This is a genomic window from Embleya sp. NPDC050154 (assembly GCF_044460165.1).
Taxonomy (GTDB): Bacteria; Actinomycetota; Actinomycetes; order Streptomycetales; family Streptomycetaceae; genus Embleya.
Window position 1 is genome coordinate 35082 of the sequence record NZ_JBITJP010000005.1, and the last position, 21793, is coordinate 56874.

Annotated in this window: 30 protein-coding genes; 4 read left to right on the forward strand and 26 right to left on the reverse strand. The window is 71.3% G+C overall.

Going from position 1 to position 21793, the window contains the following annotated elements; genetic code table 11:
- Position 1: 1 nt before the first annotated feature.
- The 24 genes from ACIBSV_RS12170 to ACIBSV_RS12285 form a co-directional block, all read right to left on the reverse strand.
- Positions 2-790: a DUF2637 domain-containing protein gene (locus ACIBSV_RS12170; protein ID WP_395861932.1), complete on the reverse strand. Its 789-nt coding sequence runs from the start codon at positions 788-790 to the stop codon at positions 2-4.
- Positions 791-976: 186 nt separating this feature from the next.
- Complete coding sequence (locus ACIBSV_RS12175) at positions 977-1471, reverse strand: DUF4429 domain-containing protein (protein WP_395861934.1); 495 nt, start codon at positions 1469-1471, stop codon at positions 977-979.
- A 264-nt stretch (positions 1472-1735) separates the two neighbouring features.
- Positions 1736-2128 (reverse strand): hypothetical protein, encoded by a 393-nt coding sequence (locus tag ACIBSV_RS12180; protein ID WP_395861936.1) that lies wholly within the window; start codon positions 2126-2128, stop codon positions 1736-1738.
- Positions 2125-2973 carry a hypothetical protein gene (locus tag ACIBSV_RS12185; protein ID WP_395861938.1) on the reverse strand — a complete coding sequence of 283 codons (849 nt, stop codon included), beginning with the start codon at positions 2971-2973 and terminating at the stop codon, positions 2125-2127. The genes ACIBSV_RS12180 and ACIBSV_RS12185 overlap by 4 nt, the downstream gene beginning before the upstream one ends.
- Positions 2974-3077: 104 nt before the next feature.
- Positions 3078-3287, reverse strand: coding sequence for a hypothetical protein (locus ACIBSV_RS12190; protein ID WP_395861940.1), 210 nt, complete (start codon positions 3285-3287; stop codon positions 3078-3080).
- Positions 3284-3436 carry a hypothetical protein gene (locus ACIBSV_RS12195; RefSeq protein ID WP_395861942.1) on the reverse strand — a complete coding sequence of 51 codons (153 nt, stop codon included), beginning with the start codon at positions 3434-3436 and terminating at the stop codon, positions 3284-3286. Before ACIBSV_RS12195 ends, ACIBSV_RS12190 begins: the two co-directional genes overlap by 4 nt.
- Positions 3433-3816, reverse strand: a complete 384-nt coding sequence (locus tag ACIBSV_RS12200; RefSeq protein ID WP_395861944.1) for a helix-turn-helix transcriptional regulator — start codon at positions 3814-3816, stop codon at positions 3433-3435. Before ACIBSV_RS12200 ends, ACIBSV_RS12195 begins: the two co-directional genes overlap by 4 nt.
- Positions 3817-3909: 93 nt before the next feature.
- Positions 3910-4353, reverse strand: a complete 444-nt coding sequence (locus tag ACIBSV_RS12205; protein ID WP_395861946.1) for a hypothetical protein — start codon at positions 4351-4353, stop codon at positions 3910-3912.
- A 364-nt stretch (positions 4354-4717) separates the two neighbouring features.
- Entirely contained in the window at positions 4718-6232 is a 1515-nt protein-coding gene (locus ACIBSV_RS12210; RefSeq protein WP_395861947.1) for a DnaB-like helicase N-terminal domain-containing protein, read from the reverse strand.
- A gap of 254 nt (positions 6233-6486) precedes the next feature.
- Positions 6487-6987, reverse strand: coding sequence for a hypothetical protein (locus ACIBSV_RS12215; RefSeq protein WP_395861949.1), 501 nt, complete (start codon positions 6985-6987; stop codon positions 6487-6489).
- On the reverse strand, positions 6984-7298 hold the full coding sequence (locus ACIBSV_RS12220; protein WP_395861951.1) for a hypothetical protein: 315 nt from the start codon (positions 7296-7298) through the stop codon (positions 6984-6986). The genes ACIBSV_RS12215 and ACIBSV_RS12220 overlap by 4 nt, the downstream gene beginning before the upstream one ends.
- Positions 7295-7810, reverse strand: a complete 516-nt coding sequence (locus tag ACIBSV_RS12225) for a RusA family crossover junction endodeoxyribonuclease (RefSeq protein ID WP_395861953.1) — start codon at positions 7808-7810, stop codon at positions 7295-7297. The genes ACIBSV_RS12220 and ACIBSV_RS12225 overlap by 4 nt, the downstream gene beginning before the upstream one ends.
- Positions 7807-8445, reverse strand: coding sequence for a hypothetical protein (locus ACIBSV_RS12230; RefSeq protein ID WP_395861955.1), 639 nt, complete (start codon positions 8443-8445; stop codon positions 7807-7809). Before ACIBSV_RS12230 ends, ACIBSV_RS12225 begins: the two co-directional genes overlap by 4 nt.
- Positions 8442-8681 (reverse strand): hypothetical protein, encoded by a 240-nt coding sequence (locus ACIBSV_RS12235; RefSeq protein ID WP_395861957.1) that lies wholly within the window; start codon positions 8679-8681, stop codon positions 8442-8444. Before ACIBSV_RS12235 ends, ACIBSV_RS12230 begins: the two co-directional genes overlap by 4 nt.
- Positions 8678-8887: a hypothetical protein gene (locus ACIBSV_RS12240; RefSeq protein WP_395861958.1), complete on the reverse strand. Its 210-nt coding sequence runs from the start codon at positions 8885-8887 to the stop codon at positions 8678-8680. Before ACIBSV_RS12240 ends, ACIBSV_RS12235 begins: the two co-directional genes overlap by 4 nt.
- A complete protein-coding gene (locus ACIBSV_RS12245; protein ID WP_395861960.1) occupies positions 8884-9642 on the reverse strand; it encodes an ERF family protein in 759 nt (252 codons plus the stop codon). Before ACIBSV_RS12245 ends, ACIBSV_RS12240 begins: the two co-directional genes overlap by 4 nt.
- A complete protein-coding gene (locus ACIBSV_RS12250) occupies positions 9642-10667 on the reverse strand; it encodes a YqaJ viral recombinase family protein (protein ID WP_395861961.1) in 1026 nt (341 codons plus the stop codon). The genes ACIBSV_RS12245 and ACIBSV_RS12250 overlap by 1 nt, the downstream gene beginning before the upstream one ends.
- Positions 10664-11032 carry a hypothetical protein gene (locus ACIBSV_RS12255; RefSeq protein ID WP_395861963.1) on the reverse strand — a complete coding sequence of 123 codons (369 nt, stop codon included), beginning with the start codon at positions 11030-11032 and terminating at the stop codon, positions 10664-10666. Before ACIBSV_RS12255 ends, ACIBSV_RS12250 begins: the two co-directional genes overlap by 4 nt.
- A 44-nt stretch (positions 11033-11076) precedes the next feature.
- Positions 11077-11283 (reverse strand): hypothetical protein, encoded by a 207-nt coding sequence (locus tag ACIBSV_RS12260; RefSeq protein WP_395861965.1) that lies wholly within the window; start codon positions 11281-11283, stop codon positions 11077-11079.
- Positions 11280-11801 carry a hypothetical protein gene (locus tag ACIBSV_RS12265; protein ID WP_395861967.1) on the reverse strand — a complete coding sequence of 174 codons (522 nt, stop codon included), beginning with the start codon at positions 11799-11801 and terminating at the stop codon, positions 11280-11282. The genes ACIBSV_RS12260 and ACIBSV_RS12265 overlap by 4 nt, the downstream gene beginning before the upstream one ends.
- Positions 11798-12355: a hypothetical protein gene (locus ACIBSV_RS12270; protein WP_395861968.1), complete on the reverse strand. Its 558-nt coding sequence runs from the start codon at positions 12353-12355 to the stop codon at positions 11798-11800. The genes ACIBSV_RS12265 and ACIBSV_RS12270 overlap by 4 nt, the downstream gene beginning before the upstream one ends.
- The gene (locus ACIBSV_RS12275; protein ID WP_395861970.1) at positions 12352-12909 is read right to left on the reverse strand and encodes a hypothetical protein; all 558 of its coding nucleotides are present in this window, start codon (positions 12907-12909) and stop codon (positions 12352-12354) included. Before ACIBSV_RS12275 ends, ACIBSV_RS12270 begins: the two co-directional genes overlap by 4 nt.
- A 97-nt stretch (positions 12910-13006) precedes the next feature.
- On the reverse strand, positions 13007-13219 hold the full coding sequence (locus ACIBSV_RS12280) for a hypothetical protein (RefSeq protein WP_395861972.1): 213 nt from the start codon (positions 13217-13219) through the stop codon (positions 13007-13009).
- On the reverse strand, positions 13216-13506 hold the full coding sequence (locus tag ACIBSV_RS12285) for a helix-turn-helix domain-containing protein (RefSeq protein WP_395861974.1): 291 nt from the start codon (positions 13504-13506) through the stop codon (positions 13216-13218). Before ACIBSV_RS12285 ends, ACIBSV_RS12280 begins: the two co-directional genes overlap by 4 nt.
- Before the next feature lie 189 nt (positions 13507-13695).
- On the opposite strand from ACIBSV_RS12285, the gene ACIBSV_RS12290 reads away from it, so the two are divergent.
- A complete protein-coding gene (locus ACIBSV_RS12290) occupies positions 13696-14190 on the forward strand; it encodes a hypothetical protein (RefSeq protein ID WP_395861976.1) in 495 nt (164 codons plus the stop codon).
- Positions 14191-14509: 319 nt separating this feature from the next.
- Here ACIBSV_RS12290 and ACIBSV_RS12295 read toward each other — a convergent pair whose 3' ends face one another.
- Entirely contained in the window at positions 14510-15940 is a 1431-nt protein-coding gene (locus ACIBSV_RS12295; RefSeq protein WP_395861978.1) for a recombinase family protein, read from the reverse strand.
- 35 nt (positions 15941-15975) lie between these two features.
- Between ACIBSV_RS12295 and ACIBSV_RS12300 the strand changes: the two genes are divergently transcribed.
- Both ACIBSV_RS12300 and holA read left to right on the forward strand, forming a co-directional pair.
- The gene (locus tag ACIBSV_RS12300) at positions 15976-17907 is read left to right on the forward strand and encodes a ComEC/Rec2 family competence protein (protein WP_395861980.1); all 1932 of its coding nucleotides are present in this window, start codon (positions 15976-15978) and stop codon (positions 17905-17907) included.
- Positions 17873-18862, forward strand: coding sequence for a DNA polymerase III subunit delta (gene holA / locus ACIBSV_RS12305; protein ID WP_395862780.1), 990 nt, complete (start codon positions 17873-17875; stop codon positions 18860-18862). The genes ACIBSV_RS12300 and holA overlap by 35 nt, the downstream gene beginning before the upstream one ends.
- A gap of 224 nt (positions 18863-19086) precedes the next feature.
- Here the strand turns inward: holA and rpsT are convergent, their stop codons facing one another.
- Complete coding sequence (rpsT, locus tag ACIBSV_RS12310) at positions 19087-19353, reverse strand: 30S ribosomal protein S20 (protein ID WP_020553196.1); 267 nt, start codon at positions 19351-19353, stop codon at positions 19087-19089.
- Between the two features lie 363 nt (positions 19354-19716).
- Between rpsT and lepA the strand changes: the two genes are divergently transcribed.
- Positions 19717-21570: a translation elongation factor 4 gene (gene lepA, locus ACIBSV_RS12315; protein ID WP_395861982.1), complete on the forward strand. Its 1854-nt coding sequence runs from the start codon at positions 19717-19719 to the stop codon at positions 21568-21570.
- The last annotated feature ends 223 nt before the right edge of the window (positions 21571-21793 follow it).

Genomic DNA, 21793 nt, shown 5'->3' on the forward strand with positions numbered 1-21793 from the left:
GTCAGATCGCGGCGGGCAGGCCGCGCAACGCGGTGTCCTGCTCGACGAGCGCACGGAGATTCTTCGCGGTGCTGGGCGAGACGTCGTGCCCGGCCTCGGCGAGCGCGGCGACCATGCGCGGCGCGCTCGGCCTGGTCCCGTCGGCGTACATCGCGTGGATCACCGTGCATCGTGGGTCGGCGTAGATCGGCGCGGCGGGCTCGGCGGGCGCGGGTGCTGGCGGTGCGACGGTCGGCCGCGCGGGCGCCGACAGCGGCGGTGGCGGCGGCAGTTCGGCGGTGGCGACAGTGGCTGGCGGCGCGCTGGCGGGCGCCGCCAGGGTGGCGGTGGCGGCGGCAGCGCGGCGGCCGAGCCATCCATGGATCTGCCACATGAGGCACCCGAACGCGAGGAGCGCCGCCACCGGCGGGACCGCGGCGACGGTGTAGTCCATGCGGCTGGCGCCAGCGCCGACACCGGCCACGTTGAGGGCGATCGAGCCGCCGGCGCCAGTAACGGTGAGGGCGACCGCGAGGGCAACGCCACGGCGCGCGAGGGACGCGCGAAGGATCAACACTTCGCCGAGCACGATGAACAGATCGATCGTGGCCGGCCATGCCCAGGCGCGGGCCGGCGAGTGGCCGAGGCCGTGTGCGACGGCGACGTCGTGCAGGTGCTCGTACGACAGCCACATGGTGGCGGCGGTCAGCACGATGGTGACGGCCGCGGCGAGGAGGGCGAGGGTAAGGAGCGGGTCGCTCGCGCCGCCGGCGTGTGCCGGCGGGGGCGACGTAAGGTGTGCGTCAGCCATGTGGAGGTGATCTCTCCGTGTGGTGAGGGCCCGGTCCTGGGGGTGTGAGAGTCCCTGGAGCCGGGCCCGATTCGTTTGTGGTGGCGGCGCTGGCGGTGCTGCTGGCCGGCGAGCCGAGAGCAGCCTATCGGATGGCGCCAGCGCTGGCGGTAGTTGTCGGCGTGTCGCCAGCGCTGGCGGCGGCGGTCAGCCGAGGAGGCGCCCCTTGGCGGCGGTGAACTCGTCGTCGGTGAGGACGCCAGCGGCGTGGAGTTCGGCGAGTTGGCGGAACTGTGACGCCATGTCGTTGGCGGGTGCCGGTGGCGCGGCGGCCGGGCTGGCGGCGGGCGCCTGGTGCTGCTCGGCAATGGCCTGCTCGACTGCGGTCCGGATCGCGAGGAACGCGGGCTCGGTCTTCTTCGTGACGATGACAGCGTTCTCGTTCTTCGCGTTGTCCTGGGCCTGTCGGGCCATCCGCGAGTGTCGTTCGCGTCCGCCGGACAGGGTGAACTCGATGTAGCCGAGGGTGAGTCCGGAGCCCTTCCACTGGACGGCGGAGATCTGACTGACGTGCAACCGCTTCTCACTGCGGCCGAACGCGGATCGGGCTACCCATCCGTCGCGGGTGATGGTGACGAACTCGCCGTCGAACGAGAGCTGTCCGTTGTGTCCCTTGGCGTACAGCGGTGGATCGATGTGCATGTTGCCCCCAGGGCTGCGGTGGTTGGTGGGTGCAGCCTCGTGGATCGGGGCGTGGGGTGTCCTGAAAACGCCGCAGGTGGAGGAGTGATCACGGTCGTGTCTCGATCGGGCATGTGTGCTGTTTTCGGCCACTGTCGGGCGTAGCGTCCCTGTCCTGACAACGGCCGCAGCCGGTCAGGAACAGGTCGCGCAGTCCCCCCGGCGCGACCGCCCCAGGGGCCGCGGGCCCGCGCTGATCCTCCACCAGTGCGGGCCCGCGGCGTGTCACCAGCCGTACCCGATGTAGTCCCCCTCGTCCTCGTCGGCCGCCGCCGCGGGCGGTGCGCTGGCGGGCGGTGCCGGCGGCTGCTCGGCGGTGGCCGGCGTGGTGTCGCCGCGGTACTCGGCGAGCGCGGCCCGGACGTCGTCCTCACCGGCGTCGCTGGAGTCCCAGTACTCGACGGCCTCCCACACCTTGCGCAGCCGCTTGATAGCGACGGTCGCGCGGACGTCCCATTGGCGTAGGCGCGCGAGGAGTTCGGCGGATTCGCGGGCGGCGTCGTCGGCGTATCCGAGGGCGGCGAGGCGGTCGGTCATTTCGTCGAGGTCGTTGATGCGGGTGTGGAGTTCGCCGATGTCGAGGGCGAAGCAGAGGTAGTTGTAGCTGCCGCCGCTCATGGGGTGTCGCCGATCATGTCGGGGGTGGTGAAGCTGTCGACGAAGTCCGCGCCACTGGCGGGTTCGTACAGCGCGCGGAACTCGACGTCGTACAGCACGCGGTATGTCCCGGACTCGCGGATGATCCAGGCGCCGGTGCTGGCGACGCGTTCGCCCTCGCTGGTGTCGATCCACACCTCGGGGGCGTCGTCGGTGCCCCAGGGCGCGCCGCCGCACCAGACTGCGACTTCGCGGGCCTGGTCGATGGTGACTTGAGCGGCTTCGATTTCGAGTGCGCGGTGGCGGTAGCGGGCGGTTGGCGGTGTGTCGCCAGCGGTTGGCGGGTTGGCGGTGGCGTTGTCGGCGGGCTGGCGGTCGCTGTCGGCAGCGGGTTGGCGGTCGTCGGCGTAGATGGCGGATGCGGGGACGGTGCCGCGGTCGTGGTGAGCGGCGCGCCTGCGGCGGTCGTCGGCGACGGCCTGGTCCCACGCGGTGGTGTCGACGACGACGTCGAGGGTGTGGCGGTTGTGCTGGGCGACGATGACGTCGGCGAGTCGGTGGACCAGGCCGCGTAGGCGCTCGATCTCGGCGGCCTGCGTGTCGCGCGCGTCGTCGGCAGCGGCGAGCGCCTGGTCCTGTCCTTCGATCTGACCGTCCAGGTCGGCGATGTGCTGGCGGGCGCGGTCGAGGTCGCGCGTGGCTTCGATCAGAGCGGTGTCCAGCCGGTCCCGGTCCTCCTCGGCAGCCTGGATGGTCTCGACGAGCGGGGTGCCGGCCTCGGCGACCGTGACGGGCGACCACACGGTCTGGCGCCGCCAGACCTGCATCTCGGGCCATGCCGGGTGGCGGCGCCGCAGGTGGTCCATCTGCTGTTGTGCGGCGGCGATGGTGGGGTGGGGGGTGCTGAGGAACCGGTGGGGACTGGCCGGGTCGTGTGGTGCGTGGAGCAGCATGACGTGGAACGTGTCGGTCACTCGGTCTCCCAGGTGTGTGGTCCGTCGTGGTGGACGTCGTGTGTGCAGGGCCAGCCGGTGTCGGGGGTGGGGAGTGCGCGGCAGATGCTCGTGCCGCGCTGCTCGGCGGCGCGCTGGGCCTGGAGGTACGCCTTGAACTGCTCGACCACCGCCCGGTCTTCCGGTGTGGTGGGCGAGCAGATCGGCCGCCGCCGGGGCCTGCTCACGGCTGGGGCGCGGGGTCCGCGGGCGGGTCGTAGCTCGGCTCGATCTCGCCGTCGTCGCAGCACTCGTCCGTCTCGTCGACCTCGTCGCCGCACGAGTTGCAGAACCAGTAGGTGGGCTCGATGTCGCCGTCGTCGGGCTGGTCGGTCACGATGTCGCTCCCCTGGTGGTGAGTGCGGTGTCGGCGGGGATCTGGCCGAGGGCAATCGCCAGGGTCACGGCGTGGGTGGTGGTGCGAGCGCCCAGCCGGCGGATGGCCGCCAGTCGGTGGCCGTGCACGGTGTGAGGAGTGATCCACATCTCGGCGGCGGTTTCCGCGACGGTGAGGCCGCGGGCGGCTGCGGTGAGGACCAGGCGCTGCTGATGGGTGAGGGTGTCGTGGGACGTCGAGGGGATGCGGAGGGCGGCGCGGTCGTTGCGGATGGTGCTGGCGGGGACGTCGAGTTGGCGGGCGATGGTGGGGGTGTCGAGGCCTTGGGCGGTGAGTTCGCGGACTCGGTTGCGTCGGTCGGTGGGGGCGGGGCGGGGCATGGGTGGCTCCGTGTCCTGGGGTGTGGTGTCCGGGTGGTCGAGGGGCTGTGTGGGCGTGTGTGGGGCTGGTGTGGTGTGTCTGGTGTCTGTGGGTCAGGTGTGGGCTGTTGGTGGCGTGCGGCGCCGTCTGGCCCTGCTGGTGGTGCCGAGGACGGCGGCGGCGAGTTCGCGGTCTCGGCGGTCGGTGAGGTGGTCGGGGGCGACGCAGCCGGGGTGGTCGCAGTCGGCGCGGACGTTGCCGTCGGGCTCTCGGGTGCGGGTGGTGGTCCAGGCGAGGCGCATGCCGGTCCAGGCGGTGCCGTTCTGCTGGTAGCGGGGTCGGCCGCCTTGGTCGCGGTAGCCGGTCCAGTCGAGGTGGCCGTCGGGTCCGGGGACGGGACGTGTGCGTTGGGCGAATGCTTCGGCGAGGGTGCGGGCGTGGGGTCGTGTGATGCGGGTGAGTTGCCAGCCGGCGGTGGTGAGTCGGGTGAGGATGTCGGCGGCGTGTGTGGGGGTGGTGTCGATGGCGGCGGCGACGATGTCGGTGAGGTCGTCCATGGGGGTGTCCTCCTTGATGGGGCTCGGCTTCACGCTGCGGCGTAAGCACCCCCCTCTCCCTACGTAGTAGGGAGGGGGTGCGTGAAGCTGTGCGTGAAGCTGCCGTGAAGCTGTGACCTGCGGTTATTTGTTTTGCGTGAAGCACCGTGAAGCACCTCGTGAAGCAAGGCGTGAAGCTGCGTGAAGGCCGCGTGAAGTGGGTGCGTGAAGCTGCGTGAAGCTCCGCGTGAAGCTGTGACCTGCGCGGCTCCGGATCGCGTGAAGCTGCGTGAAGCACCTTCGAAAAAATCCGCTTCACGCGCTGGCGGAAAACGTGAAGCTCCGCGTGAAGCCCGGGATGCCCGAAGTGCCCCGGTCGCGCCGGTCACTCGAACATCACTCCCTGCTCGTCGAACATCGGGTAGTAGAGGGTCTTGGCGGTCTTCGCGGTGCCCTGCTTGGCGCTCTTCGCGAGGCCCTTTTTGACGTACTCGTCGAGCTTGCGGCGCGCCTTCTCGACCTCGTTCGCGGTCGGCTTCGCGTCGGGGTTCGGGTACAGGTTCACGGCGAGGGTGACCGGGGACAGACCCTCGGTGCCGGCGGCGCGGAGCATGTCGAGGATGTCGACCTGGTGCCAGACCTCGGTGCGGCCGGCGTTGTGGTCGTGGCGCAGCCTGAGCGGGCCGATCTCCTCCATGGGCTGCTTGAGGTGGCGCATGTGGACGATCGGGTCGCCCGCAGCACCCCACAGCGAGATGACCGATCCGCTGCCGTTGGGAATCCACACGGACCCGTACAGGTCGGCCGTCGTCAGCGGCTCCTTGCCGCCCTGCTCGCCGCCGCCGGCCTTGCGGTGGTGGTGCAGGGACACCACTTGGATGCCCTCGACCAGGGCGAGTTGGATGGCCTTGTTGATGCCCTGCCCGCCTTCCTCCTTGGCGAGTTCGGCGGTCATGTCCTTGAGGCTGTCGATGCACACCAGGTCGGCCCCGGCCGCGCGGCACAGCTTGAGGAGGGTCTGCGGGTCCTTCACGAAGTCGCTCGGCGGCGGGCCCTTCCAGATCGCGAGGCGCTCGTCCAGCAACTCGCGGTGGTCCTCCGTGACCATCCGCGCGAACGAACGGGCGGCCTGCGGCGGGCGGTCGCTGGCGAGGTACAGCGCCTTGGTGCACTGGCGCACGGGCATGCCGAGCACGTCCGGCAGGACACCGACGGACGCCAGCACGACCTGCTGGGCGAGGGTGGTCTTGCCCACACCGCCCGGGCCTGCGATGACGAGGGACTCGCCCTCGGCCCACAGGATCTCCTTGTCGTGCCCCCACACGGCGGGGGCGGTCCGCGGGATGTCCAGGATGAAGCTGGCGCCGCTGACCATGCGGCCGTCACGCTGCTGCGGGACGGCGATGTCCTCGGCGACCTCGTCGAGTTCCCGACGGACGACACCGAAGATCTCGTCGATGTCCGGGTTCGGGTCAGGGGTGTGCGCAAGCTGGCGCAGACGGATCGCGGCATCGTCGATGCGCCGCAGCCTCGACTTCTCGCGGACCTTCTGGACCCAGTAGTCGAGGGATCCGAGGACGTGCGCCATGGTCCACACGTCGTGCAGGTAGTTCGCGCCGCCAATGGACGCAATCTCCCCCGCGCGGACCAGCTCGCTGCCGAGCGCCTCGGTGCTGATCGGCACGCCGCGCAGGTGCAACCGCACCAGGTGCTGCCACAGGTGCGCGTGGCGTAGGTCCACGAAGTCCGAGGCCGCCAGCACGCTGGCGGCGCCGTTGAGCGCGTCGGGATGCTCGAGGATCGTGCCGAGGACGATCTGTTCGGCGGCCTGGTCGCGCGGCCGGTCGCGCATGGGGTCGTCGCTCGCCTCGCGGGGCGGTAGCTGCCGAACGTTGTCCACGAGACTCCTATATGAGCGTGAGCTGTGTGCAGGTGCGGGGCGGGCACTGGTGCGCGCGGTGGCCGGCGGGTGTGCCCGCGGCGAGGGCGTCGAGGGCCTGCCGCGGGGTGAGGGATCCGCCGCCGGGGAGGTACGGGCCGTATGGGTGTGGTGTGGCGTCGAGGTCGCCGTCTGTGGGGCTGGTGACGATGTCGGCGCCGCACCGGGGGCAGGTGTGGATCCCGCCCCCGGTGGGTGGTTGCCGGGGTGTCACCTCACGCGACGTCGGCCCGCGGGTCGCCGTCGTCGGTGTCGTCCTCGTCGTGGTCGGCGAGGTCGACCGGCTCGTCGGTGTTGTCGTGGTCCTCGTTGGCCTCGTCCTCGACGATCTCGGCGTCGAGCGGCTCCAGTTCGACCAGGTGGCCCGGGGGCAGCGCGGGCGGGATCAGGTCGCCGACCGGCCGCGTACCGGCCGGGGCGTCCTCGCCGTCCTGGAAGAGGGTCCCCGACCGCGTCCGCCGCTTGTACATGTCGCGCATGGCCTCGCGGAGTTGCTCGTCGACCAGCTCGTCCGGCGCGATCTCGATGCCGGTGATGCGGAGCTTGACCGAGGTCTCCTTTTCCTCGTCCCGGCCGGGCTCGGTGCGCTCGACGTGGGCGAGTTCGACGACGGCGACCCAGCGGCCGGCGCGCTGGCGGAACATGTCCTCGGCGTGGCCGTCGAGTGCTTCGCCGACGCCAGCGAGGACCTTGGTGTCGAACTTGATCTGGGTCACGGTGCGTGGACTCCTTCGATGGTGGCGCGGGCTCCCGCGTAGACGTGCGGTGAGCTGCGGCGTTTGCCGCTGGCGATGTGCTTGAGGTCGATGACGGACAGGGGGACGTAGGTGTCGGTCGGGGGCGGGGTCCACTGCGGGCACCCGCCGCAGTAGCAGCGGCGCGCGGAGCAGTACCGGCCCTCGCCGGGCTCGGGCACACCCGCGACCGCGGCAGGGGTGTGGATGGGGCAGCGGTAGCCGTCCGCGTAGGGCCGGGTGTTGGCCGAGCCGCATCGGCCGCAGGGGCGGGTGCGGCGCGGGGTGGTCACGTCAGCCGCCAGATCCGGATCACCGCACCGGCGCCGTGCGGCAGGACATCGGCGGCCTGGTCGCCGGCGTAGTACTTGGCGAGGCGCCGGTACTCGACCACGCGCGCGTCGTCGCGCCACACACCGGCGTCGGTCAGCGCGTCCTCCGTCGACCGCAGCAGCTTCGACAGGTCCGGCGTCGACGCCGGGCGCCAGCGCAGCGACTTCGACCAGCGGATGCCCTTCGGCCACCAGGTGGGGCGGCTGGCCGGCTGCTCGCGGACCGTGATGGTCATCGCGACCGACAGCGGGCCGTCCAGCGGCGTCCAGTCGATGTGGGCGTCGATGGCCTCGATGGCGGCGGCCTTGACGTCCTGCCGCCACGGCTTGACCTTCCTGGACATCTCGATCATTCGGCCGCCGCCGACGTGGCGCTTGCTGCCCTGGGGCGCGGGTGTGCCGCGGACGACGATGGTGATGTCGGGGAGGTGGACGTCGCGCGGGGCCTGGGCGATGTCGTCGATGAGGCTCATCGCTTCAGCTCCCTCAGGAGCGTTGACGTCCGCACGCACCGGCGCTCGGCGTCCGCCCACCGCTCGCTCAGCTCGCGTTCGGCCGTCATGGCTGCCGCGGCATACCGGGCGATCGGCGCGTACACCATGTCGATGACCGGCTCGGGGCAGCAGTCGCCCATGTGCTCGCCGGGGTCGTGAGTCTCGGGGCACGTCGGGGCGATGGCGGTCATCTCGCCGTGCTCGTCGCGAACGGTGCGCCAGGTACGGGTGTTCGCGGCTTCGGAGTCGCCGGGGTTGACGGCGTGGAGGTACTCGCGTGCGGCGATCCGCGCGGCGCGAAGCTCGACGAGGGCGGGGCGGTTGGTGGTCGCCACAAGGTCCTCGGCCGGGTTGGGCTGAGTGTCCGGGTCGCTGTCCGGGTCGTACGTCTCGGCGCCGCTCGCGGCGACCAGGGCGGCGATGCGCTCCCACTCGGCGACGGAGCACCTGGCGCCGACAGCGCTGTAACTCGTCGTGTCTGCGGGTGCGGTGCCGTTCCGCTCCCATGCGCGGACGCCACGCAGCTTGCGGGCGATCTGCTCGGGCGTGAGGCCGGCGGCCTGACGGCGGACGTGCCGTGCCCAGCGGGCGCGGGCGGCGGTCGAGTCGGTCACTGGGTCCTCCGGGTGGTGGCGCGGTGGTGGGCGTGCGCCTGGTCGTGGCGGGCGGTGGGCGCGTACGTCGGGCGTGCCGGTCGAGCTGGCGGGCGCGCCGCGGGCGTGATCCCGGCGGCCTGGGCGTCGGCGTTGCGCTCGGCCCGGCCACGCGCCTTGCCGGCGCGGAGGATCACGATCACGGCGGCAAGGAACGCGGCGTAGGCGGCGGCGACCAGCCACGGCAGGGCAATCACGTGTCCTCCCGGCGGTGGCGGCCGGGCTGGATCGGCTCCCACGGCACGACCAGGTCATCGCCGACGCGCGGCGGTCCGGGCTTGCGGTGCGAGCGGGGCGGGACGCGGGTGATGACGTGGGTGTCGTGCTCGACCGGCGCGGGGGCGGTGGGGCCCTGCCCGGCCGGGGCGACCCGGCCGAGCAGGAGGGTGCGCAGAGACCTCATTGCGCGCCGCCGGTGCGGTCCATGTACATCCGGCCGCCGATCGACTCCAAGGTTTCCTGCTCGCCGCGCTCGTTCATCACCCGGCGGCTGAGCATCCGCAGGTCGTCCAGCTCGTGCCAGATCTGGTTCAGCCGGTCCGGGCTGGTCTTCGGGTCCAACTGCTCATCGCGGTAGGACTCGGGCGTGCGCACCTCGGCCTCGCCGCGTTCGACGTAGGTCGAGTCCGGATCCGGGTCGCCGGTGGGCACCATGCCGGCGGTCAGCAACAGGACCCGGAGCGCCACCGATTGGGCCTTCGCGGTGCCCTTGTCCGCCGAGTCCAGCGCTTCGCCGGCGGTCTGCGCGATGAAGCTGTCACCGGCGGGGCCGATGATCTGCCACGTGACCGTCACGGTGCACTCGCGCTGGATCTTCTTGTTGCTGTTCACGAAGTCGCGGTGCGAGGAGTCGATCCCGACCGGAATGACGAGCACGCCGTGCCGGCGCAGGACCGGCGCGAACGCGTTCACCGTGCGGTCGATCCCACGGAACATGTACGTGGTGCCGGGCGCGTTGTACCGCTCGCTCTTGCCGAGCCGGCGCACGTCCGCCATGACCCGTGACCACGCCACGAAGACGGTGACGGCGTCGGGACCCTCGGGACCGGGCTCCTCGATGTCGATCTCGGGGAGCGGTTCGGGCGCGCCGCCGTAAGGCACGGCCGCCGTGATAGGGCCGCCGCCGGCGAGAGCTGCGGCGTTCTCTGCGAGGCCCATCAGGACCCCTCCTCTGCGGGCTTGTGGCGGTACGCCTTGTCGATGTCGAGGCGATCGCCCGTCTTGTGGGTGACACAGGCCGCGTAGGCGTCGGGCCACCCCTCGGCGAGCAGCTCCAGGTCGACGTTCGACCGGGTCGCCGGCTCCAGGGACCAGGCCCGCTTGCCGCCGAGCGCGGCGACGCGGTGCCGACCGGTGAGCCTCAGCAGGTCGGCATGCGCGGCCTCCTGCCGCTTCGTGGCTGCCTTCGCCTCCAAGCGCGCGGTCTCGTAGTCGTCGAGCGCGCCGAGTGCGTCGGGGTCGTCGTCCAGGTGGACCACGCCGTCGCGGTCCGGGTGCGCCCGGCGGTACAGGTCGACGGTGCGGGCCGGGTCACCGGAGTGTGGGGGCGCCACTCGGGCCAGCACGTGTTCGGTCCAGAACCGGTCGACGGCGCGGACGATGTTGGCGGTCACCTGCCGGTATTCGTCGGCGCGGATCACGCCTTGCCGGTAGTCGTTGCCGCCGATCAGGACCGCGTAGTGCATGTGGTCGTAGCCGGTGACGTACATCTGCCACAGCACCTGGGCGACCACATCGTCGGGTGCGCCCGCATGCCACCGTGCCGCTTTGAACGCCGAGCGGGTCTTGACCTCCAGAGCGCAGACCTGCCGGCGCGTCTCGGGCAGCGGGCACTCGGTGATGCGGCGGTCGAGCGTCGCCCGATGGTGTGAGTGGTCGCGGTGTTCGACGATGCCGATGGGCTCGACGACGGATCGACTCCGGCGGGCCCATTCGCGGGCGATCGGCTCTTCGAGGACGGTGCCCCAGAAGGCGGGATCGCCTGCGTCGTCGGGGAGTTCGTCGACCTTGTCGAGGTAGACCCGCAGTGAGCTGCCGAAGTCGCCGACGCCGAGGACGTCCGGGACGTCGGACGACCCGATGCCCAGCCGTCGAGCGGCAAGCCACGTGTCGCGGTCGGCGTCGGCGTCGAGGACCAGGCGCCCGGTCGGGGTGACCATGCTGTCGGTCGTGGGTGCGGTCACGCGGCACCGCCAGCAGCCTCGCGCGCAGCCGCAGCCCGCCGCGCATAGGCGGCCCGGTGACGGATTTTGATCTCCTCGCGGTGCGCCTCCCGGTAGCGGGCGTCTCTCGCCCGCGCCGCCGCCGGGTTCCGCCGCCGCTGCTCGCGCTGGTACGCCCGCTCTGCCTCGGCGCACTCATCGCATACACGCGTGCCGGTCTGGCGGTGCCGCACCGCACCCGAGTGGGTGCCGTGGGCGGCGGCCCGCCGCCGCGTGGGCGCGTCGTCGAGCAGACCGAGTGCACGGAGCAGGTCGGTGGCGTCGGCGGCGTCGGTGGCCATGGACGCGACGACCAGGCGGGCCCGGTCGCGAGCGGGATCCGTCACGCGGGGAACCGCCACCTTGTCGAGGGCGGCCTCATATCCGGGCACTACTCCACCTCCGGAGTCGAGACGCGGCCGGCACCGTGGCACTGGCCGCACGGGGCGCCGTGCTCGCCGCGGCGGTAGCCGGCGCCGCCACAGCCGCGCGGGCCGGTGCAGTACGCGAGGCCGTCGGGCAGCTCGGGCAGTCGGATGAGCGGGCGGGGAGCCGCCGCCCCCGTGGCGGGGGCGGCGGCCTTCAACGGCGCGGTCACGTGGCGGCGCCCGACCGAAGGGCGATCATCCGGCCGTGGGTGTACGTCCCCGCAGGCCAGCGGTCGCTGGTACTGCGATACGGCGGCAAGGCCGCCCGCTCACCCACGACCACGCGACCCACCTGCACGGCCGCGGCGATCGTCGACCGCCGGAACCCCGCCAGGAAGTCCAGCTTTCCGTCCGCCGCAGGAGCGAGCAGCGCCGACGAGCGGTCGTGATGGATGACCCAACACGACCTGCTCGACCGGTCGGCCGCCTGCATGAGGACGAGGACGAGCTTGTCGACCGCCCAGGTCTTGGACGTGGTCGACGCGGCCTTTACCGGCGCGGGCGCGCTGGTGGCGGCGGGGGTGACGGTGGTCCGTGCGGAGACCGATGCGAGAGCGAGCGTCGCGTGGGCCTGGGCGGCGGCGATCATTCGATCGGCCTCCGGGCACGAGTTGTCGTTCTCGCGGAGGATCGTCCACGACTCGGCAAGCAGGCGCTCGGCCTCGCGGTAGTGCTCCAAGCCATTCATGCGGCACCGCCCGTCTCGACGTCGTCGAGCGGCAGACGCGGACCCGGCACCGTGGCGGCCTCGGCCGCGTAGTGCTCACGGATCACCCGCGACGCGGTGTCAGCCGCCGGCGCGATCACCTCACCCACCCACACACCGAGCGCATACGGCTCGGGCCCGTACAGGTACCAGCCCGGCCGGTCGTCGTTCGGCCCGATCTCGGCGTCGTCGCAGTAGTCCAGCGCCCACATGACGTCGTCCACGACCAGCTCGTACCGGTCGTCCGCGATCCGCCGCCACGGCGGGATCCCGCACGCGCAGTCGTCCGGCTCGGCCGTCGGCTCGTCCTCGACTGGGTCGCACGGGTCCGGCTGCTCGACCGGCGCCGCCATCTCCGCCACCACCTGAGCCCGGACCGCCGCCGTGATCTCCGCGAGGACCGCCGGCGTCAGCAACTGCCCGCGATCCGCCAGCGCGACCGCCGCCGCGCGGGACGGGTCACCCGTGACATCCGCCAGAGCTGCGCTGGCGATGACGTTCGCTGCGGCCTCGATCGCCGCACTCGTCGCCGTCATGCCGACACCGCCACACCGGCCAGCAGCGCCAACACCCGGGCGGCGGTGTCCTCGGCCAGCGTGAAACGGTCCTCGGGCTCGTCCATCTCGACGGCCTGGTCCAGCGCCTCGCTCAACAGCGTCAGCACCTGACCGGCGCCGGTCAGCCACGGCGCCGCCGACCGCGGCAGGTCACCCTGCCGGTACAGCGCCTCCATCGCACGCCGCGCCCGCCACTCCGCCGGGAACTGCACGAGCATCGCGATCCGCAGATCACACGGCGCGGGAACATCCGCCACGTCACCACCCGCGAACCCGAACCTCCTGCACGTGACGATCGACGAGGCGAGGACACCCCGCCGCCCGTCCGGGTGCCGCAGGACGGCGACCTGACCCGTGGTCCCGATCGGCATCCGCGCGACCACGCTGACCGGGCCCAGCTCCGGCGCGGCCGTCTCGACGGCGATGCGGATGGCCCGCTCGGCGGCGTCGACGCGGTCGCGGATCGCGGCCTGGATCTCCTCGTCGGTCTGGTGGTGTCGGGCGCTGCGGGCCCGGGACTTAAGCTGTTTCATGGTCTGTGCCACCTCTTCTGTGAGTGGTGTGGTGGTGCGGGCTCTGGGGCTGGTCCGGCGCTATCCGGGTCGGCCCCGCTCGCGTCTGGGGTAGGAATCAGGCCGCAGCGTCGGCGGTGTCGTGCTCCCGCCGGCGGGCCGCGCTCGCGTCGATCTGGTCGTAGAGCGCCTGAATCGCGGCGACCACGCGGGGCGACGGGAGCGGCGCCGCCGCGACCTGCCGGGCGATGTCCGCCATGGCCTCGGGGCCCAGACGGCGCATGCTCTCGGCGCGGCTGTAGTCGGTGCGCGGTTCGCTCGGGGCGGTCATCCGGCGGTCGCCGTCTGTGCCGCGCAGGTCGGACAGGTGTGGGTCTGGTCCTTGCGCCGCAGGTGCGTGATGTCCACGTCCAGGGCGGTGGCCAGCGCGGCGAGGGTCGGCGGGGTCGCCGACCGGCGGCCCGTCTCGATCTCGCACATGAGGGGCGCCGAGATACCGATCTCGGCGGCGAGTTCCTGCTGCTGCTTGCCGGCGTTCTCACGGGCCTGCCGCACCGCCGCAGGGTCCTGGGCAATGGGGGAGCCGTGCGCCCGCCGTACTCGGCGTCCGCTGTTCATGCAGAGAACGCTACTGCGAAGCTTCGCGAATCACAAGCACTTCGCACGAAGCTTCGCGAAGATCCGTGGAGCTTCGCGAATGATGGTGCGTAGATACGTGCGGAGGTGCGCACGGCGCGTTGGAGCACTTCGCGTAGTCGGCCGAAACAAGACTGGACTTCGCATACCTTCGCGCCCGAGACTGTCGATATGACGACCACGCCACCGCAGCAGCCGGAGGGCGCGCTGATCGAGTCGGCGCTGTCCGCCGTCGCCCCGCGCCGATCCGTCCGCAAGGCCGCCGAACTCGCAGGCATGAGCGAAGCCCGCTGGCGACAGATCGTGAAGGGCTACAGCAGCCCGAAGACGGGGATGCACATCCCGGTCCGAGCCCCCGCCGAGACACTCGCGCGGATGGCCCACGCTGCCGAGGTGACCGCAGACCAGCTACGAAAGGTCGACCGCGAGGATGCTGCGGTCGAGATGGAGCGGCTGCTCGGCCACGGCGAAGATGCGCCGCTCGAAGTGCGACACCTGTCCGACGAGCCTGGGTGGCGGCACCTCCAGGGCGTCGTCGAGGAGATGCCGCCCGAGATGCGCGCCACGGCCCTGCGGCTCGCTGCGGCGGCCATCGAGGCGGCCAAGGCCGAGCGCCTGCTGGTCCCCAGCGCTAGTCCGAATGAGGGAATCGACAGCAGCGAGTAAACGGAAAGTCATAGAATCCGGAACTCGACCCTCCCATTTCCGCGTGATCTATGACACCCTCGATGGTCCGGCGGGGTGGCGCCGCGACAGGGGGGAGACGCGTGGCCGTTTACACGATTCCGATTCCGCTACCGCTCGGCGCTATCGGCGAGGTGAAAGAGGACGGCGATGACCTGTATTGCACAATCGACCCGCGGCAGGTAGGAACCCCCGAGGCGCGTGACACGGTCCGCCTCATGGTCCATGAGACGGGCCGGAGTTGCGACGACTGTGAAGCGTGGTGCCCGTTCGGTCTCGGTGGCCGTACGCGCAGGTAGGGCTACTCGTCGCCCGGCGCACCCCCGTCGAGCGGCCACGTGAGGACGACCCGACCCGGCCGGATCGTCCTCACGCCCCGCCCACCCGGCATCACCGCCGGCCGCACAATATGCCGCAGCAATGCACGCCGAATGGGGATCTCGGCCGCAGTCCATTTCGAGCGTGCTTCCGGCCCAGCCATTTCGATAACCAGGGCGGGGAAAGAGGTGACCTCGGCCTGCTTATCCGCAGCAGCAATGAGCGGCCGCAAGTTGCTTTCCAATGCCGCCATGCTTTCAATCGACAGCCCACCGGGCAGCCCGACCCTTTCACGCGCTGCCGACAACGTCTGTCGATACTCCTCCGCCCGCGCCATGGCCTCCCGCACCTGGTCGTCTCCACCGCGACGCGCAATGAGCGCGGCCACGTCTGCCCGCTCCAGCCACTGAAGGGCAGCCTCCGTCACGTACGCGTCGAGCAAGGCTCGGCCGATGGTCGCGTGCCCGTTCCGGCACCGGTACTGCGGACTGGCATGGTTCGGCGACGCCGGCTCCATCCGACGCCCACACCCCGCAGTCCCGCACACCGCGACGCTGCTCAACAGGTGCCGGAGTGCCGACTCGCGCGAGTTCCGCCGCGCGGGATCCCGGAGGATGGCCGCCGCCGCCATGTACTCCGCCCGGTCGACGATCGGCTCCCACTTCGCGGGCACCGTCGTGTCGTAGTAGACGCGCAGGCCGATGTTCGCCGGGTGCAGCGCGATTTCGCGGACGACCGTCCGATGCCACACCGGCGACCCGTGCTGAGTGGGGATGCCGCGGGCGGTGAGGTCGGCCGCGATCGCGGTGCACGACTCGCCCGACGCAATGCGTCGGATGATCTCGCGCAGGATCGGTGCCTGGTCCGGGTCGGCGACCTGCCCGAGGAGGTGCCCCTTGTCCGGGTCGTACTCGCGCCTGAACCCGTACGGGAGCCGGCCGTGTGGCCAACCGCGTTGGGCGTACAGCCGTGTGGTGCGCAGGACCCGGTCCCGGATTCCGTCCGCCTCGTCCTCCGCCCGCAGTGCGTCCAGGCCGGTTACGAACCTGTCCTGACGGTTCGTCATGTCGTACAGCCGGCCGTTCAGCGACCACAGGACGCGGGTCCGCGCGCAGAGATTTCGGAGCGTGACGTACACCTCCAGGTCGCGCTGGAGACGCGATGACTCCCACGCGACCAGGACGTCACATTCGCCAGCCTCGACACGGGCGACCATGTCGTCGAAGTCGCCGCGGCGGCGGCGGGCGTGGCGCGACGCGGAGTGTCCGACGTCGACGAACTCGTCGACAATCACCCACCCTTGCCGCTCGCAGTCCTGACGGCCCTCGGTGAGCTGGTCGTCGGTGGAGCGGTGCTCGCGGCCAGCGTCACGCGAGTTGCGGGCGTACAGGAATGCGCGCAATGGGTCAGCCATGGCGAGAGATTACCCGCTAACGCAGGATCACGCTGGTGGCCGTGCCGTGCAACCTGCTTGCCGAGTTCGCGGTCGCGCCGGCCACGATCCTCGGCTTCGTCGCCCTCGTGCTCGCCCCGGTCTGCCTCCCGCTCGCGCGGGTCGCCGCCTGGCTGGGCTCCTGGCCGATCGGTTGGATCGCGACGGTGGCCCGCACCGGCGCCGCGCTGCCCGGCGCCGCCGTCACGTGGCCGACCGGTGTGTTCGGCGGAGCGGTCCTGGCGGCGATCACGGTCGCGGCCGTACCGACCCTGCGTATTCTGCGACGCCCGCCCGATTCCACCCGAGCGGGCCGGCCGCGAGCGATGGCCGCCGCGCTGCTCGCGACGCTTGTGGTGGTATTGCTGCTCCGCCCGCCGGTCCTGGTCCGCCCGCTGACCGGCTGGCCGCCGCCGGACTGGCACCTGGTCATGTGCGACGTGGGGCAGGGCGACGCCATCGTGCTCAACGCGGGCCCCGGCGCCGGTGTCCTGATCGACGCGGGCCCCGATCCGGACGCCGTCGACCGCTGTCTGCGCGACCTCGGCGTGCACCGACTGCCCCTGGTCCTGCTCAGCCACTACCACGCCGACCACGTCGAGGGCCTCCCCGGCGCGTTGCGCGGTCGCGCGGTAGGCCTGCTCCAGGGCACGACGGTCCTCGAGCCCCGAGCCGAGGTCACCCGAGTCCGCCGCTGGGCCGGCGCCGCCGGCACCTCCCTGACCACCCCCACCGACGGCGAACACCGCACCCGGGCCGCCCTGACCTGGCAAACCCTCACCCCACCTCCCGACGTACCCACCCCGAGACCGCGTGCGACCACCCCCGATTCCTCCGCCCCACCCACCACCTCACCCCGCCCCGCTCCACCGCCCCCACCGGACACCCCAACCACGCGAACGAGCGCCCTTGATCCCGGCAGGCCGCAGATCGGGCCGGGTGTATCGGGGTGGGTGGTGGCGCGGGACGTTCCGGCGATTCGAACTGGGGCCGTTGATCTCGGCAGGCCGCAGATCGGGCCGGGTGCGTCGGGGTGGGAGGCGGCGCGGGGTGTCCCGGCCATGCGAACGGGCGTCCCTGATCCGGGCAGACCATGGGCGGGGCCAGGGGTGCCGGGGTGGGTGGCGGCGCGGGGTGTTCCGGCCCCTCGAATCGGCGTCCCCGATCCCGGCAGACCGTGGACCGGGTCCGATGCCCGAGAGCGGGTGGCGGTGCGGGGCGTCCCGGTGGGGAGTGCGGTGGGCGGCTCACCGGCCAACAACGCGAGTCTCGTGGTGCTCGCGGAGCGCCACGGCGTTCGGATGTTGCTCACGGGGGATGTCGAGATCGAAGCCCAGGAGGCGCTGCGGGCCCGGCTGGGCGGTCTTCGGGTGGATGTGCTCAAGGTCGCGCACCACGGCTCGGCGCGCCAGGACCCGGGTCTCGTGCTCGGGCTGCACCCGCGCCTGGCGCTCGTCTCGGTGGGCAAGGACAACCCTTACGGCCACCCGTCGCCCTCCGCCCGCGCCCTGATCGCCGCGACCGGCGCCCGCCTCCTGCGCACCGACACCGACGGCCCGATCGCCGTCACAGGCACTCCGACCCACCTGAACGCGGTCGCCCGAGGCCCCGACACCGCCGCCCACGCCCTCCGCGCGCCCACTCCGACCCCGACACCCGAACGGACCGCCAACCACCGCACAACCGCCGCCTCGCACGCCCACCGGCGTCGGGCCAAGGGCCCCGCCCGCCGCCCGCGCCCGCGCCACACGTGCGCACTCCAGCGAGCACCCCACGGAAGCACCCACCACCCACGCATTCCCCACACAGCCGCGCCCGGCCTCCCGGCCCGCGCCGGCCGTCCCCGAACCCCAGGCCCGCAGCCGGCATCCGGCCGGCGGGGTGAGGTTGTGGGGTGTGTCTGTGGGGCGTGGGATGCTTGGTCGGGTGGCCAGGAGAATGCAGGATGATCCGCTCGCGCCCGTGACGCTTGTCGTCGGGCCCGAGGAACTGCTTGTGGATCGCGCGATCGGGGATGTGGTGCGCGCCGTGCGGGCGCAGGATCCCGACGCCGACGTCCGGGACCTCGCCCCCGGGTCGTTGCAGGCGGGGATGTTGTCCGAGTTGGCCAGTCCGTCGTTGTTCGGCGAGCGCAAGGTCATCGTGATCCGGTCCGCGCAGGACCTCGGGGCGGACCTGGCCGGCGAGGTCAAGAAGCTGATCGCCGATCCCGCCGACGAGATCGTGCTCGTGCTCGCCCACCTCGGCGGGCCCAAGGGCAAGAACCTCTTGGACGCGGTCCGCAAGGTGGGTGTGCGAGAGGTCGCGTGCCCCAAGGTCACCAAGGTCGGCGACCGGGTCGCGTTCGCGCGCGCCGAGTTCCGGATCGCGGGCCGCTCGCTCACCGAGGACGCGTGCCGCACCCTGGTCGAGGCGATCGGCAACGACCTGCGCGAGTTGGCGTCCGCGTGCAGCCAGTTGATGGCGGACACCGATGGCGTGGTCGACGAAGAGGTGGTCGCGCGCTACTACAGCGGCGTCGCCGAGGCGTCCAGTTTCACCGTCGCCGACAAGACCGTCGAGGGCCGTACCGCCGAGGCGCTGGAGCAGTTGCGCTGGGCGCTGTCGGTGGGCGTCGCGCCGGTCATGGTCACCAGCGCGCTCGCGCAGAGTGTGCGGCAGATCGCCCGGGTCGGGGCCGCCTCGCGCAATGCCCGCCCCAACGACCTGGCCCGCGAGCTGGGCATGCCGCCGTGGAAGGTGGACCGGGTGCGGCAGCAGCTTCGCGGCTGGACCCCGGACGGCATCGTGCGCGCCCTGTGCGCGGTCGCGGACGCCGACGCGGCGGTCAAGGGTGGCGGTACGGATCCCGCGTACGCGCTGGAGAAGGCCGTCGTGACGGTCTCCACGGTCCGCAACCTCTGAGGCCGCCGACGAGACCCACGATCCGCCGACCCACGATCCGCCGACCCACGACCCACGACCCGGCGATCCACGAGCCGGCGATCCGAGACCCGCCGACCCGCGCCCCGCCGAAAGACCACACCCCCACAACGACAAAGGCGCCGTCCCCGAGATCCGGGGACGGCGCCTTCGAAGTCACTACGAGCGCATGCGCTCGGGTGTCACACCATCAAAGGTGTCGCGAGTCAGGCCTTGGCCGTCGCGACACGCTTCTCCAGCGCCGACTTCTTGTTGGCGGCCTGGTTCTTGTGGATGACACCCTTGCTGACGGCCTTGTCGAGCTTGCGGGCCGCGAGGCGGGTGAGCGCCTCGGCCTGCTCGACGTTGCCGGCCTCGGCCGCCTCGCGCGCCTTGCGCACGAAGGTCTTGAGCTCCGACTTGACGGCCTTGTTGCGCTGACGCGCAATCTCGTTCGTCTTGTTGCGCTTGATCTGGGACTTGATGTTCGCCACGAAAGAGCCTTCTGAGTACTAGGTCGGGATCCGATCCAGGGAGAGGGCCCGTTCGGACGTTGACTTGCGTGGCAGAGACACGTACGCCACACGCGATCCATCAGATTACCAGTCATCGGCGGGCGCCCACGACACGGCCGGCCAATCTGGCCCGATCCACCCCCGTGCGCGGCCCGTGCCCGCCCCCGCTCACTCCCGTTCGCCCCCACGCGCGGCGACCCGAACCGGTTCGGCCGGCTCCACCAACACGGCTCACCCATGCCGCATGGGACGATGTAGGGAACACCTGTGATCCCACACCGATCCCACGTGCCACCCGCAAGGCCCTCGCCAGTCCACCCGATCGAGAATCTGGAAGCCCGCGTGCCCGCGACCCCGCCAGTGAACGTGCCGGAGCCCAGCCGTACCGACCCGGCGCTGATCCGGAACTTCTGCATCATCGCCCACATCGACCACGGCAAGTCGACGCTCGCCGACCGGATGCTTCAGATCACCGGTGTGGTCGATGCGCGGCAGATGCGCGCGCAGTACCTCGACCGCATGGACATCGAGCGTGAGCGCGGCATCACCATCAAGTCGCAGGCGGTGCGGCTGCCGTGGACGGCCCCGGACGGCCAGATCCACATCCTCAACATGATCGACACCCCCGGCCACGTGGACTTCACGTACGAGGTGTCCCGCTCGCTCGCGGCCTGTGAGGGCGCGATCCTGCTGGTCGACGCGGCCCAGGGGATCGAGGCGCAGACGCTCGCCAATCTCTACCTGGCCTTGGAGAACGACCTCCAGATCATCCCGGTGCTGAACAAGATCGACCTGCCCGCCGCCCAGCCGGAGAAGTACGCGGCCGAGCTCGCGCACATCATCGGCTGCGACCCGGAGGACGTGCTCAAGGTCTCCGGCAAGACCGGCGTGGGCGTGTCCGAGCTGCTGGACGAGTGCGTACGCCTGGTTCCGCCGCCGATCGGCGCCAAGGACGCGCCCGCCCGCGCGATGATCTTCGACTCGGTCTACGACTCGTACCGGGGCGTGGTCACCTACGTCCGCGTGATCGACGGCGACCTGAAGAAGCGCGAGCGGATCCAGATGATGTCGACGGGGGTGACCCACGAACTCCTGGAGATCGGGGTCATCTCGCCCGAGCCCAAGCCGTCCGACGGCCTGAGCGTCGGCGAGGTCGGCTACATCATCACCGGCGTGAAGGACGTTCGGCAGTCCCGGGTCGGTGACACGATCACCTCGCTGCACCACGGTGCGACCGAGGCGCTCGGTGGTTACAAGGACCCGAAGCCGATGGTCTTCTCCGGTCTGTATCCGCTGGACGGCTCGGACTACCCCGAGCTGCGCGACGCGCTCGACAAGCTCCAGCTCAACGACGCCGCGCTGGTGTACGAGCCGGAGACCTCGGTCGCGCTCGGCTTCGGCTTCCGCTGCGGCTTCCTGGGGCTGCTGCACCTGGAGATCGTCCGGGAGCGCCTGGAGCGCGAGTTCAACCTGGAACTCATCTCCACGGCGCCGAGCGTGGTGTATCGGGTCGTCATGGAGGACGGCACCGAGCACACCGTGACCAACCCGAGCGAGTTCCCCGGCGGCAAGATCGCCGAGGTGCACGAGCCGGTGGTGCGGGCCACGATCCTGGCGCCGAGCGAGTACATCGGCACGATCATGGAGCTGTGCCAGACCCGCCGCGGGGTCCAGATCGGGATGGACTACCTCTCCGAGGACCGGGTCGAGCTGCGCTACACGCTGCCGCTGGCGGAGATCGTGTTCGACTTCTTCGACGCGCTCAAGTCCAAGACGCGCGGCTACGCGTCGCTGGACTACGAGACCACCGGTGAGCAGGAATCCGCGCTGGTCAAGGTCGACATCCTGCTCCAGGGCGAGGCGGTCGACGCGTTCAGCGCGATCGTGCACAAGGACAAGGCGTACACATACGGCGTCGAGATGACCAAGAAGCTGCGCGAGCTGATTCCGCGTCAGCAGTTCGAGGTGCCGATCCAGGCGGCGGTCGGCGCGCGGGTGATCGCCCGCGAGAACATCCGGGCGATCCGCAAGGACGTGCTCGCCAAGTGCTACGGCGGTGACATCAGCCGCAAGCGCAAGCTGCTGGAGAAGCAGAAGGAAGGCAAGAAGCGGATGAAGATGGTCGGCCGCGTGGAGGTGCCGCAGGAGGCCTTCATCGCGGCGCTGTCCACCGACGACAGCGGCGGCAAGAAGTAGCGGTACGCGGGGCGCGGAGGCTGGGAACACAGGCGGGAAGCAGGGCCGCGGCCGGGTCGGCCGGCGGGTGTGGCGACGCGATTCGATAGCGGATCCGGGCGAAGCTACTACCGCGTAGCCCTGCGGCGGCGTACGTTGCGGGTGCATCGGGCACAACCGATGCACCCGCTGTGCTTTTTACCCCCGCTATACCGAACACTCCGCACTCCCACCGATCCCGATA